This is a genomic window from Exiguobacterium sp. R-39 (assembly GCF_049942815.1).
Lineage (GTDB): Bacteria > Bacillota > Bacilli > Exiguobacteriales > Exiguobacteriaceae > Exiguobacterium_A.
This window is the reverse complement of sequence record NZ_CP187965.1, coordinates 2,100,158-2,116,276: the sequence shown is the minus strand read 5'-3', so window position 1 is coordinate 2,116,276 and position 16,119 is coordinate 2,100,158. Positions and strand designations below refer to the sequence as shown.

Here is a 16,119-nt window from a genome sequence, read left to right as displayed (position 1 = left end):
GAAATGAACTACAACGAAGTCGGGTTCCGACATCTGGAGTCCGGGAATTATGAACTGGCGGCTCAAGCTTTTAACGATGCCATCGAAGAACAACCAAATGATCCGACAGGTTACGTCAATTTAGGGACATTGCTCCAATCAATGGACGATGCTGACCGGGCACTCCGGTTTTACGATAAGGCATTGACGATTGATCCAACGTTTGCCAGTGCCCATTATGCCAAAGGGGCATTGTATTTCTCGGCGGATTTACTGGTGGAAGCCGAAGAATCATTGCGCCTTGCTTTGTTACAGGGACTCGATGACGCGGATCTTCATTTCATGCTCGGTCTGACATATCAAAAGCTGGGTGATCCGGTCCGGGGAATTCCACGTTTGAAGCAAGCCACGGAACTGAACGGTGTAGATGTTGAAATCGCCTTCCAGTACGGTCTTGCCCTTGCTCAGAACGAACAGATTGAAGAAGCGGCTGAAATCTTCGAGCAGGTATTATTGCTGGAAGAGACACACACGGATGCCCGTTATAACTATGCCATTGCACTGGCTTTTTTAGGTCAGCAGGAAGCATGTTATACGGAACTCGAAACTGTTCTTGCTTATCAGCCGAACCATACGATGGCACAGGATGCGAAAGCGAAGATGGATGCCTTATTGAACTAAAAAAAGCGTTGCGACCGATGAACATCCCGGTTTCGCAACGCTTTTTTCATTAATGTCCGACTTCACGTACGATTCGTAACGGTGGACCGGAAAAGTCTTCATACGCTTCGTCCATGTTTTTCGTATACAGTTCGATGACATTTTGTTCCGTATCTTTAAAGTAAGCGGAGTACTCCTTATCATTCGATGTCTCCTGTTCATCCCATTCACGAATTTTGACATCAATTGAAGCAGTACGCAACAAATCAAGGGCTTCTTTGAATTCATTTTTCTCGACATAAAAGGCGCAATGGACATGGACTCCGCCTTCATCGTACAAGCTGTCCCACTCTGTGACAGGAAGGTGTTTGACTGTCCGTTCTTCCATTGTAAAGTCACGTTTGAGCCAAAGGCCGAGACGGGTGTTTCCGCCAATGTACAACCACGTTGCCCAAACGCCGTCCTGCTTTTCCTGTTCATGACTCGGCTCGGCATCTTCCGGTGCCCACTGTTCAACAATCGGAATACCAAGCGTCCCGTTCCAAAAGGCAACAGCCCGTTCCATATCTTCCACTTCCAGCACTAATTCACACAATCCGGCAACTGGCAATCGTCCCATGATTTGTTCCTCCATTCAATTATTGATTCAAGAAATGTTTCCCTCATTTAAAATCCCTTAAACGAATGCTATGATTGGAACAGCGTAATGGAGTTCAGACAGAAAGCAGGTGGAGTGATGGAGCACCCCCATCAAGTAGTCGGCCGCATTAAACGTGTGCTTTTTTCCTCCGAAGAAGAAGCCCATTCCATCGTTTTGATGGCAATTAAAGAAAAGAACTTTGAATTAAAAGAAACAGAACTCGTCGTCACAGGAACCGGTGTCGGAATCGAACTCGGCGGAACGTATCAAGCATTCGGACGATTGATTGATCATCCGCGATTCGGTAAACAACTAAAAGCAGAGTTGATCCGCCGGTCGGTTCCGATGACGAAACACGCAGCCGTCCGTTTTTTGACGAACGGTTCGTTTACCGGCATTGGTCCGAAAACAGCGAAAAACATCGTCGATGCTCTTGGTGAAGATGCAATCGATATCATCTTAAAAGACAGCAAGGCACTTGACCGTGTCCCTGGACTGAAACAAAAACAGGCCGATGTCATCTTCAGCCGACTCGCAACCCTATACGGTGTTGATCAATTGATGCTTTTTTTAGCCCCGTTTGATGTTACTCCGAAACTCGCGGCGAAGATTTATGCGGCATATGAAGGAGACGCGATGGCGAGAATTCGGGAAAATCCTTATTCTTTAATGTACGAAGTCAGTGGCATCGGTTTTAAGACAGCCGATCAAATCGCCTCGCATCTGGGGCTTATCGGCTTGCATCCGGAACGGGTCGCAGCCTCCATCATGCATATACTCGAACAGGAGGCGGGAGAGGGGCATGCGTTTGCAACCGTCGAATCACTGTTGCAACGGGCACCCCGTCTACTCGGAGAAGATCCCGGCGAACGTCTCGAACAAGCCATCGAACTGTTGTTGAACGAAGATAAGGTCAAACTCGAAGAAGGCTGTTTGTATTTGCCGACGATTTTTTATGCGGAAGTCCGGGCGGCAAAGGAACTGGCCCGTGTCATGGCGAACGGAGCGGAGCAGGAAGTTGATGTCGCGACGATTCTGTCGGCCATCGGTCAGCTCGAAGAACGGTTCGGTATGGAATATGCAGTCCAACAACGGGAAGCCATCGAACTGGCGGTCAAAGCGCCGTTGATGGTCTTGACGGGTGGACCGGGTACCGGGAAGACGACCGTCATTAAAGGGATTTTGCACGCGCTTCAGGAAATTCATGATTGGCCGCTTGAAAAAAGTCAGGTCAAGTCGGGTGAGGTCTATCCCTATGTCCTTGTTGCTCCAACCGGACGAGCGGCAAAACGCTTGTCGGAAGCGACGGATGTTCCGGCGATGACCATCCATCGTTTGTTAAAATATGACGGGTCAAATTTTCAATTGGACGAAGACCAACCGATCTCGGGCAAGGTTTTGATCATTGATGAATCATCGATGATAGATATCTACCTGTTATCGAGTTTGTTACGAGCGGTACCGAATGGCATGAAGATTTTATTTGTCGGCGATCGTGATCAACTGCCGTCGGTCGGACCGGGACAAGTCCTGGCCGACTTAATGGACACAGACGGAATTCCGGTCGTTCGGCTCAATGTCGTTCACCGGCAAGCCGAGGATTCCTCGATTCTTCGGCTGGCTCACGATTTGAAAAACCGGGTCACGTCAGCTGACTTGCTTGCTCCGTTATCTGACCGGCGATTTTATTCGCTCGCCCCGCAAGAGTCGTTACGCGGTATCGCCGCCTTCGCGGAAAAAGCACTGGCGAAAGGCTATTCGAAGTTTGACGTCCAAATCCTGGCGCCGACGTATCGTGGACAGGTAGGAATCGATGAACTGAACATCGTCCTGCAACAGGTCTATAATCCGGAAGCGCCCAAAAAACGGGAAGTCAAACAAGGGACACGAATTTACCGGAGTGGAGATAAAATTCTTCAGCTCGTCAATAATGCGGAAGAAAATGTCTATAACGGGGATATCGGCGAAATCGTCAACATCTTTTTTGCAAAGGAAAATGTCGACAAGGTGGACAAAATCATTGCCCGGTTCGATCAGACGGAAGTCGAATACAACCGGAGTGAGTGGGATCAATTCACACATGCGTATGCGATTACGATTCATAAAGCACAAGGGTCGGAGTTTCCGATTGTCCTGATGCCGGTCTTTTTCACCGGAGCCTTTAAACATTCCCGTAATCTCATCTATACGGCCGTCACACGGGCAAAAGCCAGTTTGTTGTTGTTCGGAGATCCCCGTGCCTTTTATAAAGCTTCCCAAGAGGAAGAACCACGCCGGCGGACCCGGCTGATTGAACGGCTCGGCGGTATGACAAAGACTTGACTGAATGCACCAGATAGGTAATAATCACGGTAGATGAATGAACGCAAAACGTTGATGGAAGATAAGTAAGTCGTAATCTTCATGACCAGAGAGAGATGGATCTGCTGCAACCATCTTCATGACGATTCGATTGAAGCTCCTTCCGGAGTCGAGTGCAAACACTTGCGGGTAATCTCCGTTAACGGATTTTTCGAGGTAAAGGGAGCACATGTCTTTACGAACGAGGGTGGTACCACGAAAGCGATGCTTTCGTCCCTTTTCAGGGATGAATGTATCGTTTTTTTGCGTTCAGGACAAATTAATCAATGGGGGTATTTTCGATGAAACCATTAAAACCGTTGACGGGTGCACAAATCCGTCAGATGTATCTCGACTTTTTCCAGTCTAAAGGACATGCAATCGAACCAAGCGCATCGCTCGTTCCAATCGAGGATCCAACATTACTGTGGATCAACTCGGGTGTCGCTACGTTAAAAAAATATTTTGATGGACGAGTCATTCCGCAAAATCCGCGGATTGTCAACGCGCAGAAATCGATCCGGACGAACGATATCGAAAATGTCGGAAAAACAGCACGTCACCATACATTCTTTGAAATGCTTGGAAACTTTTCTGTCGGCGACTACTTCCGTGAAGATGCAATCAAATGGGGCTGGGAACTCTTGACGAGTGACGAGTGGTACGGACTTGATCCGGACCGTCTTTCCGTGACGATTCATCCGGAAGACGACGCAGCACGTCAAATCTGGCTTGAACTCGGTGTGCCGGCTGAACGTATCATTCCGCTGGAAGATAACTTCTGGGAAATTGGTGAGGGTCCTTCAGGTCCGAACACAGAGATTTTCTTCGACCGCGGACCGGCTTTCGGCGACGATCCGAACGATTCTGAATTGTATCCGGGCGGCGAAAACGAACGGTATCTCGAAATCTGGAACATCGTGTTCAGTCAATATAATCATGATGGACACGGCAATTACACAGAATTACCGCGTAAAAACATTGATACCGGGATGGGTCTTGAGCGGATGGCGAGCGTCATGCAAGATGTGCCGACGAACTTTGACACGGACTTGTTCATGCCGATCATCCATAAGACAGAAGAACTCAGCGGTAAACTTTACCGTGAAGACACAAAACTGGATGTCGCGTTCAAAGTCATTGCTGATCACATCCGGACGGTTGCCTTTGCAATCGGAGACGGTGCGTTGCCTTCGAACGAAGGACGCGGTTATGTCTTACGCCGCCTGCTTCGTCGTGCTGTCCGTTATGCAAAAATGCTCGGAATCGAACGTCCGTTCATGTACGAGCTCGTTGATACAGTCGGTAGCGTCATGGTCGATTTCTATCCACAAGTTCCAGAAAAAGCAGATTTCATCAAACGTGTCATTAAAAACGAAGAAGAACGATTCCACGAGACGTTACATGATGGTCTTGCCATCTTAAACACCGTGGCACAAGCAGCGAAGAGTAACGGTGAACACGTCATCAGCGGAGAAGATGCCTTCCGTTTGTATGATACGTATGGTTTTCCACTCGAATTGACGGTTGAATATGCGGAAGATCATCAGATGTCTGTCGATGAAGAAGGATTTAAACGGGCAATGGATGAGCAACGGAAGCGTGCTCGTGCTGCCCGTGAAGACGGCGGTTCGATGCAACAACAATCAGAAGTGTTAGCAACGTTGACTGTTCCAAGCCAGTTCATCGGTTATACGGACCTTGAGACGGATGCTAAAATCATTGCTTTGTTGCATGATGGAGAACGAGTGACAGAAGTCGCTGCCGGCGAAGAAGCACAATTGTTGCTTGATATTACACCGTTTTATGCAGAAAGCGGTGGAGAAGTGGCGGACACAGGAACCATTACAGGTCCTGATTTCGTCCTTGATGTCAAAGATGTTCAAAAAGCACCGAACGGTCAAAACCTGCATACCGTTATTGTTCGGACGGGGATTGCTTTGGCAGATGCGACAGTTCATGCAACAGTCGAAGCGTCGTCACGTCAAGCCATCACAAAGAACCATACTGCAACCCACCTGTTGCACAAAGCATTAAAAGATACACTCGGGACACACGTCAACCAAGCTGGTTCACTCGTTTCGGCAGATCGTCTCCGGTTTGACTTCTCGCACTTCGGAGCAGTCACGGCTGAAGAATTGACAACTATCGAACAGGATGTCAACCAAGCAATCTGGGCATCACTTGCAGTCGACATTGAAGAGATGAACATTGCTGATGCGAAAGCAAAAGGTGCAATGGCTCTGTTTGGTGAAAAATACGGTGAGACGGTTCGTGTCGTTTCGGCTGGAACATATTCCATCGAATTATGCGGTGGAATCCATGTTCGAAACACGGCAGAAATCGGTCTGTTCAAGATTGTTTCCGAATCAGGAATCGGAGCTGGAACACGACGGATTGAAGCAGTCACAGGCGCTGGAGCATACCATGTGATGAACGGTCACCTGCAGACACTCGAGCAGGCAGCACGCGTACTGAAAACGAAGACGACTGAAGTACCGGGACGGATTGAAGCACTTCAAGTCCAGCTCCGCGAAACGGAACGTGCACACGAATCCCTACAAGCAAAACTGGCAAACATTGAAGCAGCATCATTGAAAGAGGATGTCGAGCAAATCAATGGAGTCCAAGTCCTTGCGAAGCAAGTCGACGTCTCAGATATGGATGCGCTTCGCGGTATGATGGATGAATTGAAGTCGAGTCTCGGTTCGGCAATCATCGTCCTCGGCAGCGCGCAGGGAGACAAAGTCAACCTCGTTGCAAGTGTCTCGAAAGACTTGATTGATCAAGGATACCATGCCGGTAAACTGATCAAGGAAGTAGCGACGCGTTGCGGCGGTGGCGGTGGCGGCCGCCCGGACATGGCACAGGCTGGCGGAAAAGATCCTGCAAAATTAAACGAAGCTCTTGCGTTTACTTCACATTACGTGCAATCACTGGCATAATAGAGAAGTAGTGTAAATGAAAGAGGTGATTAACGTGAGTCAGATGGATCAAACGATGAAATTTAATTTTCCAGAAGACGATAGCCAGGCGGCAACACGCGAAGTATTGCTGACGGTCTATCATGCTTTAGAAGAAAAAGGCTATCATCCGATCAACCAAATCGTCGGATATCTACTTTCCGGTGATCCTGCTTACATTCCTCGTCATAACGATGCACGTAATATGATCCGAAAGATTGAGCGTGATGAACTACTGGAAGAACTCGTGAAATCTTATCTATCGGAGAGTGGAGACAAAAAATGAAGCGTGCCATCGGACTTGATGTCGGTTCGAAGACGATCGGTGTTGCGGTGAGTGATTTGATGGGCTGGACAGCACAAGGCATCGAGACCATCAAATGGACAGAACCTGAATATCCGGTCGCCTTCAAGCGACTCGAGGCAATTATTAAGGAATACGGTGTCGAAATCATCGTCATCGGACATCCGAAAAACATGAATGGATCAATTGGTCCTAGAGCTGAGGCGAGTGAAGCGTTCGCGCGTGAAATCGAGACGCAGACAGGCCTTTCGACCGTTCTTGTCGACGAGAGATTGACGACGATGCAGGCAGAACGTATGCTGATCGATGCCGATGTCAGTCGAAAAAAACGGAAACAAGTCATCGATAAGATGGCAGCAGTCATGATCCTACAATCTTATTTGGATCGGGCAAATCGATAAGGAGGAAATGAGATGTCTGAAGAAAAACGGCAGTATCTCTTTCCTGATGAAGACGGTGGCGAACATCTTTTCGAAGAATGGTACCGTTATGTCAGTGAGCGAACCGGCAAGACCTATCTATTTCTCGAAATGATTGGTCATCCGGAAGAGGGCGCAGATGATTTGATCATTTGTGAAATCGACGAGTTTGGCGAAGGCGAAGATGATTTTGAATTGAGCCTGATTGATGAAAACGATGAGCAGACTTGGGATGAACTTGAGGCTGCATTAAAGGAGCGGATGAATGATGCAACAGAATGAACCTACACATTACGTAATTCCCGATGGAGAAGGTAATGAATTTAAATTTGCCGAGCGTTTACGGTATGAAAGCCCGCGCTCAAGCAAAACGTATATTTTCCTTGAGCCAGTCGGCGCGGATTATGATGAAGCAGAAGAAGTCGACATCTTTGTTTATGAGTTAGAAGAATATGGTGATGGTGATGATGACTTCAACCTAGTTCCGATCGCAGAAGACGATGCAGAAACTTGGGATGAAATTGAAGAAGTCTTTAATACATTAGAAGACGAGCTTGACTAAACCGACTCGTGTATAAGGTGGTGTCGTCAGAGCAGCAGCTCTTTCGATATCACCTTGTTTTAAGAGAAGAAGGAGGAACCGATGGAGAATGAATGGAAGAAAAATGCTGAAATCGAACAGAAACGTCGCCGGACATCGCGCCGGATTACGTTAATCATCCTTTCAGTATTATTCACGATTTTCTTAGTAGCAGGAGCAGCCATCTACATCTTTTTAAAGAGTTCACTCGAGCCGGTCAACGAAGAGGCGACGAAGTCCGTCAAAGTCGAAATTCCCTTAGGCGCCGGAACAAGTACGATTTCAAGCATTCTCAAGGAAAAAGATTTAATCGCGAACGAAACGATTTTCCGCTATTATGTCCGCTATAAGAATGAATCGTCATTCCAAGCCGGGACATACACATTGACGCAAGCGATGACACCGGATGAAATCATCAATGAGTTAAAGACCGGAACGATCATGAAAGCAGCAGATGTTAAAATTACGATCCCTGAAGGAATCACGATGGATCGTCAAATTGCCATCATTGCGAAAGCAACCGGTTTTAAAGCTGACTCGATCCGAAAATCATTGACGGATGAGGCGTATATCAAGACATTAATTGACAAGTATCCGATGTTAACGGATGAAGTGACAAAGCAGGGAGTCCTTTATTCACTCGAAGGATACCTTTTCCCGGCGACATACGAATTCGACAAAGGAAAAAGTATCAATCAAATTGCCGAAACGATGTTAGATGAGACGGAAAAGATTTATGATGAGAACACCGATGCGATTAAGAAATCAGGCATGACCTTCCATGAAGTGTTGAGTCTCGGATCGATGGTCGAGCGGGAAGCCGCAACACCAGACGATCGTCGTGAGATTGCCGGTGTCTTTACGAATCGCCTCAACGACGGGATGAAACTCCAATCGGATCCAACGGTCTGGTACGGTACAGGAGAGAATACAGCACTGACGACATTGAAGGATCTTGAGAACAATTCGAAATACAATACGTACAAGTATGAAGGTATTCCGATTGGTCCGATTTCAACGGTCAGTAAAGATTCAATTCTTGCCGTCCTTAATCCGAAAAAGACGAAATATGTTTATTTCTTTGCCCGACCACCAAGTGATAAAAATCCACGGGGGCAAATTCTTTATGAGGAAACCTATGAGGAACATCAACGAAATGTTGTGAAGTATAAACCGGAATGGGTCGAATACGAAGCAAGTAAAGAGCAATGAACAGGGGGTTGATTGGGAACGGTATGTTCGTTCCCGGTCAACCTGTTTATGCGCAGAAGGAGTGAATTCCGAATGAATGATTTTACAGCGTATGTCGAAGGGATGATTCGACCGCGTGATCCCTTGTTACAGGAAATGGAAGCATACGCGAAAGAGCACCATATTCCAATCATTGAACTGACGGGATCGGAAGTTTTGTTATCGTTGTTGACGTTACAACAACCGAAACGAATTCTTGAACTTGGAACAGCGATTGGTTACAGTGCGATTCGGATGGCTCGTGCCTTACCGGATGCCCGGATCACGACAGTAGAACGAAATGCGAAACGATACGCCGAAGCCAAGATGTTCATTGAACGATCAGACGTCGCGGACCGGATTGACATCGTTTTTGCTGATGCAGTAGAATTAGCCGAAACCCTTGAACAGCAGTTCGATGCCGTATTCATCGACGCAGCGAAAGGACAGTATAAAAAATTCTTTAACGGTTATGGGCGATTGGTGCCAATAGGCGGAGTTTTATATACGGATAACCTGTTTTTGCACGGAGATGTCCTTGAGACAGATCCGAAGACCTTTGACCGGAGAAGACGGCGCCTTGTCCGTCTGGTTAAAGAATTCACGGCATGGATGATGGAGCAAGATCAATATGATACGACGATTTTCCCACTTGGAGACGGTGTGTCCGTCAGTCGGAAAGTAAAGTCGGAATGAATGATGGAGGTACGAATTCAATGCAAAAACCGGTTGTAATTGGTGTGGCTGGAGGAACAGGTTCAGGAAAGACGACGGTCGCACGGTCACTTGTCGACGCGTTCCCGAGTGAATCCATCGTCATGATCGAGCAGGATGCTTACTATAAGGATCAAAGTGAATTATCGATGGAAGAGCGTTATCAAACAAACTATGATCACCCGTTTGCCTTTGATAACGATTTGCTGATTGAACACATTAAGGCACTGCGAGAAAATCAGGCGGTTGAAAAACCGGTCTATGATTACGTTGCGCACACACGGGCAACGGAGACGATTCCGCTTGATCCACGTGACGTCATCATCGTCGAAGGTATTTTAGCGCTTGAAGATGAACGTTTACGGGAATTGATGGATATTAAAGTCTTCGTGGATACAGATGCCGATGTTCGGATTCTGCGTCGGATGCAACGTGATATGAATGAAAGGGGACGTTCGATTGATTCTGTCGTCGAGCAGTATACGAAAGTCGTCCGTCCGATGCATCTTCAGTTTTGTGAACCAACAAAACGATATGCCGACATCATTGTTCCCGAAGGTGGCGAAAACCACGTGGCAATCGATTTACTCGTCACGAAGATCCGGGCGATTCTCGATTATCGGTCTTCACTTGATCAAAGAGGATATTGATTCCAAAAAAGATGTGAATATACTATACTAGTGGAATAAAAAGGAGCGTGACAAAAATGGCAGAAAAACAGTATTACATGACGCTTGAAGGTAAAGCGAATGTTGAAAACGAATTAAACGAATTGAAGTCAGTCCGCCGTAAAGAAGTTGTCGAAAACATTAAGATTGCCCGTTCATTTGGTGACTTGTCGGAAAACGCGGAATATGATTCAGCGAAAGAAGAACAAGCAATGGTCGAAGGCCGGATTGCTCAATTGGAAGAGATGTTACGCAACGTCGCCATCATCTCGGAAGATGAGAAGGATATCTCGGTTGTTGGTATCGGGACAACAGTTACATTCTTGATCCTTGAAGACAATGAAGAAGAAACGTATACGATTGTTGGTAGTGCAGAAGCCGATCCGTTCACCGGGAAAATCTCGAACGAATCACCGATTGCGAAAAGCCTGTTCGGCCACAGTGTCGGCGAGCAAGTTTCCGTTCAAGCACCCGGCGGAGATTTCGCTGTAAAAATTACATCAATCAAGTAAATACGAATTAACAGCAGCCGGAGCAATCCGGTTTTCTGCTTGAACGGGGGAAAAAGACATGCCGATCGCAATTATCGGAGCAATGGAAGAAGAAGTAAACTTACTTCGAAATGAATTATCGGAACGAAAAGATACGGTCATTGCCAACTATCATTTTTATGAAGGGCTGTTGAACAGTGTCCCGGTCGTCATCTTAAAATCCGGTATCGGAAAAGTCAATGCCGCAATCGGAACGACATTACTGCTTGATCATTTCAAGCCAAGTGCCGTCATCAATACCGGTTCAGCCGGCGGATTCAGAGCCGGTTTAAAAGTCGGTGATGTCGTTGTTTCGACGGAAGTCCGTCACCATGATGTCGACGTGACGGCGTTTGGTTACGAGTATGGTCAAGTCCCGGGGATGCCGGCTGCCTATACAGCTGATCCAAAATTGATTGCAACAGCGGAAGCTGTCATTGAACGAATGGATACGATTCGGGTCGTCCATGGTTTGATCGTGACAGGTGATTCGTTCATCCATGATACGGAGCGTTCAAACCTCATTAAAACGAACTTCCCGGATGTCGCGGCAGTTGAGATGGAAGCGGCACCGATTGCACAAGTTTGCCATCAGTTCGATGTTCCGTTCGTCGTGACACGTTCGATTTCTGACAGTGCCGATGAAGAAGCATCTCTGTCATTTGATGAATTCTTGGAGATTGCTTCGATTAATTCAGCGAAGATGGTCATGGAAGTCGTCCGCACATTAGCTGATTCAGAGTAATCTGGATTACGTGAAAGAAGGTCTCTCAACGGGAGACCTTCTTTTCTCTTTGACAAAATGTGTTTAACGCTTTATATTAGTACCAGATACTAATTTCAAAGGAGCAATCATATGAATATCGGAATTGTAGGACTCGGTACATCATTACCCGAACATCGGATGACAAATGATGATTTAGCAGCGACACTCGATACGAGTGATGAATGGATTCGGACACGTACAGGAATCGGCGCGCGACGGATTGCAGATGATGCAGTCGATGTCACTGATTTAGCGACGGAAGCAGCGGAAAAAGCATTAGCGGATGCTAACTTGACAGCAGACGACATCGGATTGATTGTTGTCGGAACGGCAACCGGACGTGCTTTCCCGTCAACTGCCTGTATCGTTCAGGAGCGGATCGGCGCACTCGGTGCGACAGCTTTTGATATCAGCGCAGCCTGTAGCGGATTCATTTTTGCCCTACAGACGGCTTCGAGTATGATGACGGCAACGGAATCGAAGCATGCACTGGTCATTGGTGCAGAGAAGATGTCCAGCATCGTTGACTGGTCAGACCGGTCGACAGCCATCTTGTTTGGTGATGGCGCTGGAGCGGTTGTCCTCGGTCCAACCGAGCAGCAAGGATTGAATGCCTTTGAACTTGGCACGGATGGCCGCGGAGCACATCTGTTATTTAAAAACCTGGATGGTCCGATTGAAATGAACGGTCGGGAAGTCTTTAAGTTCGCAGTCCGCAAGTTACCGGACATCGTGGAAAAAGTCATTCAAAAAGCGGACGGAACACTGGCTGAACTTGATTTACTGATTCCGCATCAAGCGAATTTACGGATTATTGATGCAGCACGTGAACGGCTTGGAATTGAAGAAGAGAAAGTGATCGTGACGATTGACGAACATGCGAATACATCTGCTGCGTCAATACCACTTGCACTAGAAGAGGCACGGCGACAAGGAAGATTGTCACCGGGGACGACACTTGTCCTCGCCGGATTCGGCGCAGGTTTGACATGGGGGGCAGCTTACATTACTTGGACTAAAGGGGAGAACACATAAAATGATGAGAAAACGTGTAGTAGTAACAGGTATGGGCGCACTGACGCCAATCGGTAATGATGTCGATACATTCTGGAATGCGTTAAAAGCCGGTGAAAACGGGATTCGTCCGATGGAACGTCTTGATATCGATGAGTATCCGACGAAAGTAACAGGAGAATTACAGAATTTTGATGTCACGGAATTCATTGAAGCAAAGGAAGCCCGGAAAATGGACCGTTTCGTTCATTATTCGCTCGTCGCAAGTATGGAAGCCGTCAAAAATGCTGAACTGGATGTTAAAGCCAATGCTGAACGTATCGGCGTCTGGATCGGATCAGGAATCGGCGGCGTCGAGACGATTGAAAAACAGGCGAAAATCTATTTTGAACGGGGACATCGTCGTGTCAGTCCATTCTTCATTCCAATGATGATTCCAAACATGGCAAGTGGCCAAGTTTCGATTTATACAGGAGCAAAAGGACCGAATAACTGTTCCGTCACTGCATGTGCTTCCGGTACAAACGCGATTGGTGAAGCGTTACGCGTCATTGAACGCGGCGACGCGGACGTCATGATTGCCGGTGGAGCAGAAGCACCGATTACCAATCTTGCTTTTGCTGGTTTTTGTGCCAATAAAGCGATGTCGACGAACCATGATCCAAACACGGCAAGCCGTCCGTTTGATGAAGGCCGTGACGGATTTGTCATGGGAGAGGGTGCCGGAATCCTGGTACTTGAAGAGTATGAACATGCGATTGCCCGCGGTGCCAAAATCTATGCAGAAGTCAGCGGATACGGATTAACAGCCGATGCTTACCATATCACAGCACCAGATCCAGACGGCGACGGCGGAGCGCGCGCAATGGCGATGGCGATTCAAGATGCAGGTATTGAACCGGCCGCCGTTCAATATATTAATGCTCATGGAACAAGTACGCCGATGAATGATGTACTTGAAACGAAAGCGATCCATACCGTATTTGGAAATCATGCTGAAAAATTAGCCATCAACTCGACGAAGTCGATGATTGGTCATTTACTAGGCGGTGCCGGTGGAGTAGAAGCCATCGCGACAATTAAATCGTTGCAAGAACAAATCGTTCACCCGACGATTCATTTGGAACAACCGAGTGAAGGGTGTGATCTTGATTACGTGCGCGAGGGAAGCCGGTCATGGGATGTGGAGTATGCCCTCAGCAACTCGCTTGGGTTCGGTGGTCATAATGCTTCACTCGTCTTTAAACGCTATCACGCGTAATATCGCATAGGAATAGAAGAAGGAAAAGCGATTTAACGGTTCGGATGACCGTTAAATCGCTTTTTTTGAATAAAGAAATTTAGCTTTATTTTATAAAAAGTCACACAAAAAACTAAAAATTCCACTTATTTTCAAATTGTTTTGAAAAAATATTTAGAAAAATCGGATAAAAGGTTTGCAAAATTATCAGAACATTGTAAACTATTTGTAACGAGAGGTTTTGGTCGAATAAAAGTAACGACTTTTTTTTTCGCTCAAAAACCTTAGATTACTAGCTTTGGAAATTTTAGGGGGGTCATCGTATCATGAAAAAGAAAAGTTTTGCACTGGCTACATCTGTAGCCCTCGTTTCAAGCGCGTTCCTTGCAGCTTGTTCGACGACTGATTCAAATGACACATCATCGGGCGACAAAAGTTCAGACAAAAAATCAAGTGAGCAAACGCTAAACTTGACCGAAAGTGCTGATATTCCGACGCTTAACCCAACAACTTCTACGGATGCCGTGTCGTTCAACGTCTTGAACAACACGATGGAAGGTCTTTATCGTTTAGATGACAAGCAACAGCCGACACCAGGTATTGCTGAAAGTCACACAGTTTCTGACGATAAATTGACGTACACATTCAAGCTACGTGATGCTAAATGGTCGGACGGTACACCAATCACAGCAAAAGACTTCGAATATGCTTGGAAAGAAGTCTTGAACCCGGAAAATGCTTCGCAATACGCGTATGTCTTCTACAACATCGAAGGTGCTGAAGAATACAACACGAAAAAAGGCGAGCGTGATGCGGTTGGCGTCAAAGCAGTTGACGACAAGACATTCGAAGTCAAATTGAAAGCACCAGCGGATTACTTCCTTGGTTTAACTGGATTCGGTCCATTCATGCCGAAATCGGAAGAACTTTCGAAAAAAATCGGTAAGGACTTCGGTTCGACAGCAGATAAATCACTTTACAACGGACCATTCAAGTTAACAGAATGGACACGTGAACAAGGCTGGAAAATGGTCAAAAACGACAACTATTGGGATAAAGATAGCGTCAAGTTGAACACAATCAACGTCAAGGTCGTTAAAGAAACTTCAACAGCAGTTAACCTTTACGAAAAAGGCGATATCGACCGTGCTGGTCTCTCTTCAGAATTCGTTGCTCAGTATCAAGATAATGACGAGTTCAAAACAAAGGGTGAATCTACAATCTTCTACCTTTACTTGAACACGAAAGTCAAAGCATTAAACAACGAAAAAATCCGTCGCGCAATCGACATGGGTTACAATAAAAAAGGAATCACGGACGTCATCTTGGCGAACGGATCACTTCCTGCAAACTATCTCGTACCAAAAGATTTCGCGAAAGATGCTGACGGAAAAGACTTCCGTGAAAAGTACCCGACATTCAACGAGTACAATGCAGACGAAGCGAAAAAACTATGGGAAGAGGGCTTAAAAGAGATCGGTCAAAAATCGGTTGAACTTGAGCTTCTTAACTACGATAGTGATGACGCGAAGAAAATTGGTGAGTTCTTGAAAGGTGAGCTTGAGAAGAACCTTCCAGGCATGAAAGTCACAATCAAGCAACAACCGTTCAAAAACAAACTTGATCTCGAAAACAAAGGCGACTTTGAGTTCTCATTCGCCGGCTGGGGTCCTGACTACCAAGATCCAATGACGTTCCTCGATCTCTTCTTGACTGACGGACCATACAACCGTGGTAAGTGGTCAGATAAAGAGTACGATAAACTCATCAACGATGCAAAAACACAAACGGATGCTACAAAACGTTGGTCAGAGCTTCAAGAAGCAGAGAAAATCCTTCTTGATTCTGCAGCCATCTCACCTGTTTATCAGCGTGGACGTGCATTCATGGTTAAACCATACGTTAAAGGGATTGTCGAACATAACTTCGGCGCAGATTTCTCGTACAAATGGGCTTCAATCGAAGGTAAATAAGTATAAAAAGCGTTCCCTTAACTGGGAGCGCTTTTTTTGTTGCGCAAATAAAAAAACCTTTCTTCTAAAAAAATAAGAAGAAAGGCAAGAATCGTTGAA

Annotated in this window: 16 protein-coding genes and 1 other annotated feature; of the genes, 15 read left to right on the top strand and 1 reads right to left on the bottom strand. The window is 46.5% G+C overall.

The window, feature by feature from the left end:
- The first annotated feature begins 3 nt into the window (after positions 1–3).
- Positions 4–660: a tetratricopeptide repeat protein gene (locus ACP26N_RS11240; protein ID WP_426353842.1), complete on the top strand. Its 657-nt coding sequence runs from the start codon at positions 4–6 to the stop codon at positions 658–660.
- Between the two features lie 49 nt (positions 661–709).
- On the opposite strand, the gene ACP26N_RS11235 is transcribed toward ACP26N_RS11240, so the two are convergent.
- The gene (locus ACP26N_RS11235; protein ID WP_131502705.1) at positions 710–1,258 is read right to left on the bottom strand and encodes a VOC family protein; all 549 of its coding nucleotides are present in this window, start codon (positions 1,256–1,258) and stop codon (positions 710–712) included.
- 117 nt (positions 1,259–1,375) lie between these two features.
- Between ACP26N_RS11235 and recD2 the strand changes: the two genes are divergently transcribed.
- From recD2 to ACP26N_RS11165, 14 genes are all read left to right on the top strand, one after another.
- A complete protein-coding gene (gene recD2, locus ACP26N_RS11230) occupies positions 1,376–3,601 on the top strand; it encodes an SF1B family DNA helicase RecD2 (RefSeq protein ID WP_131502704.1) in 2,226 nt (741 codons plus the stop codon).
- A gap of 42 nt (positions 3,602–3,643) precedes the next feature.
- Positions 3,644–3,861, top strand: a binding site (T-box leader).
- A 60-nt stretch (positions 3,862–3,921) separates the two neighbouring features.
- A complete protein-coding gene (alaS, locus tag ACP26N_RS11225) occupies positions 3,922–6,564 on the top strand; it encodes an alanine--tRNA ligase (RefSeq protein WP_131502703.1) in 2,643 nt (880 codons plus the stop codon).
- A 34-nt stretch (positions 6,565–6,598) separates the two neighbouring features.
- Entirely contained in the window at positions 6,599–6,868 is a 270-nt protein-coding gene (locus ACP26N_RS11220) for an IreB family regulatory phosphoprotein (RefSeq protein ID WP_026827846.1), read from the top strand.
- On the top strand, positions 6,865–7,287 hold the full coding sequence (gene ruvX / locus ACP26N_RS11215) for a Holliday junction resolvase RuvX (protein WP_026827847.1): 423 nt from the start codon (positions 6,865–6,867) through the stop codon (positions 7,285–7,287). Before ACP26N_RS11220 ends, ruvX begins: the two co-directional genes overlap by 4 nt.
- A 12-nt stretch (positions 7,288–7,299) precedes the next feature.
- On the top strand, positions 7,300–7,587 hold the full coding sequence (locus ACP26N_RS11210) for a DUF1292 domain-containing protein (RefSeq protein ID WP_012370940.1): 288 nt from the start codon (positions 7,300–7,302) through the stop codon (positions 7,585–7,587).
- The gene (locus ACP26N_RS11205) at positions 7,574–7,867 is read left to right on the top strand and encodes a DUF1292 domain-containing protein (protein ID WP_026827849.1); all 294 of its coding nucleotides are present in this window, start codon (positions 7,574–7,576) and stop codon (positions 7,865–7,867) included. Before ACP26N_RS11210 ends, ACP26N_RS11205 begins: the two co-directional genes overlap by 14 nt.
- Positions 7,868–7,948: 81 nt before the next feature.
- Entirely contained in the window at positions 7,949–9,097 is a 1,149-nt protein-coding gene (gene mltG, locus ACP26N_RS11200) for an endolytic transglycosylase MltG (RefSeq protein WP_114595354.1), read from the top strand.
- Positions 9,098–9,169: 72 nt separating this feature from the next.
- A complete protein-coding gene (locus tag ACP26N_RS11195) occupies positions 9,170–9,811 on the top strand; it encodes an O-methyltransferase (protein ID WP_012370937.1) in 642 nt (213 codons plus the stop codon).
- Between the two features lie 20 nt (positions 9,812–9,831).
- Positions 9,832–10,479, top strand: a complete 648-nt coding sequence (udk, locus tag ACP26N_RS11190; RefSeq protein ID WP_012370936.1) for a uridine kinase — start codon at positions 9,832–9,834, stop codon at positions 10,477–10,479.
- 56 nt (positions 10,480–10,535) lie between these two features.
- The gene (gene greA / locus ACP26N_RS11185; protein ID WP_012370935.1) at positions 10,536–11,009 is read left to right on the top strand and encodes a transcription elongation factor GreA; all 474 of its coding nucleotides are present in this window, start codon (positions 10,536–10,538) and stop codon (positions 11,007–11,009) included.
- A 58-nt stretch (positions 11,010–11,067) separates the two neighbouring features.
- Positions 11,068–11,772 carry a 5'-methylthioadenosine/S-adenosylhomocysteine nucleosidase gene (mtnN, locus tag ACP26N_RS11180; protein WP_318090744.1) on the top strand — a complete coding sequence of 235 codons (705 nt, stop codon included), beginning with the start codon at positions 11,068–11,070 and terminating at the stop codon, positions 11,770–11,772.
- Positions 11,773–11,883: 111 nt separating this feature from the next.
- Positions 11,884–12,828, top strand: a complete 945-nt coding sequence (locus ACP26N_RS11175) for a beta-ketoacyl-ACP synthase III (protein ID WP_426353837.1) — start codon at positions 11,884–11,886, stop codon at positions 12,826–12,828.
- A 1-nt stretch (position 12,829) separates the two neighbouring features.
- Complete coding sequence (fabF, locus tag ACP26N_RS11170) at positions 12,830–14,068, top strand: beta-ketoacyl-ACP synthase II (protein WP_131972451.1); 1,239 nt, start codon at positions 12,830–12,832, stop codon at positions 14,066–14,068.
- 305 nt (positions 14,069–14,373) lie between these two features.
- On the top strand, positions 14,374–16,020 hold the full coding sequence (locus tag ACP26N_RS11165) for a peptide ABC transporter substrate-binding protein (RefSeq protein ID WP_426353836.1): 1,647 nt from the start codon (positions 14,374–14,376) through the stop codon (positions 16,018–16,020).
- Positions 16,021–16,119 lie beyond the last annotated feature (99 nt).

Bases quoted from the DNA above. Each gene is read 5' to 3' on its own strand.
- ACP26N_RS11195 (WP_012370937.1), top strand. From the start codon at position 9,170: ATGAATGATTTTACAGCGTATGTCGAAGGGATGATTCGACCGCGTGAT.
- recD2 (WP_131502704.1), top strand. From the start codon at position 1,376: ATGGAGCACCCCCATCAAGTAGTCGGCCGCATTAAACGTGTGCTTTTT.
- ACP26N_RS11210 (WP_012370940.1), top strand. From the start codon at position 7,300: ATGTCTGAAGAAAAACGGCAGTATCTCTTTCCTGATGAAGACGGTGGC.
- ACP26N_RS11240 (WP_426353842.1), top strand. From the start codon at position 4: ATGAACTACAACGAAGTCGGGTTCCGACATCTGGAGTCCGGGAATTAT.
- ACP26N_RS11165 (WP_426353836.1), top strand. From the start codon at position 14,374: ATGAAAAAGAAAAGTTTTGCACTGGCTACATCTGTAGCCCTCGTTTCA.
- ACP26N_RS11205 (WP_026827849.1), top strand. From the start codon at position 7,574: ATGCAACAGAATGAACCTACACATTACGTAATTCCCGATGGAGAAGGT.
- mtnN (WP_318090744.1), top strand. From the start codon at position 11,068: ATGCCGATCGCAATTATCGGAGCAATGGAAGAAGAAGTAAACTTACTT.
- ruvX (WP_026827847.1), top strand. From the start codon at position 6,865: ATGAAGCGTGCCATCGGACTTGATGTCGGTTCGAAGACGATCGGTGTT.
- greA (WP_012370935.1), top strand. From the start codon at position 10,536: ATGGCAGAAAAACAGTATTACATGACGCTTGAAGGTAAAGCGAATGTT.
- fabF (WP_131972451.1), top strand. From the start codon at position 12,830: ATGATGAGAAAACGTGTAGTAGTAACAGGTATGGGCGCACTGACGCCA.
- mltG (WP_114595354.1), top strand. From the start codon at position 7,949: ATGGAGAATGAATGGAAGAAAAATGCTGAAATCGAACAGAAACGTCGC.
- udk (WP_012370936.1), top strand. From the start codon at position 9,832: ATGCAAAAACCGGTTGTAATTGGTGTGGCTGGAGGAACAGGTTCAGGA.
- ACP26N_RS11235 (WP_131502705.1), bottom strand. From the start codon at position 1,258: ATGGGACGATTGCCAGTTGCCGGATTGTGTGAATTAGTGCTGGAAGTG.
- ACP26N_RS11175 (WP_426353837.1), top strand. From the start codon at position 11,884: ATGAATATCGGAATTGTAGGACTCGGTACATCATTACCCGAACATCGG.
- alaS (WP_131502703.1), top strand. From the start codon at position 3,922: ATGAAACCATTAAAACCGTTGACGGGTGCACAAATCCGTCAGATGTAT.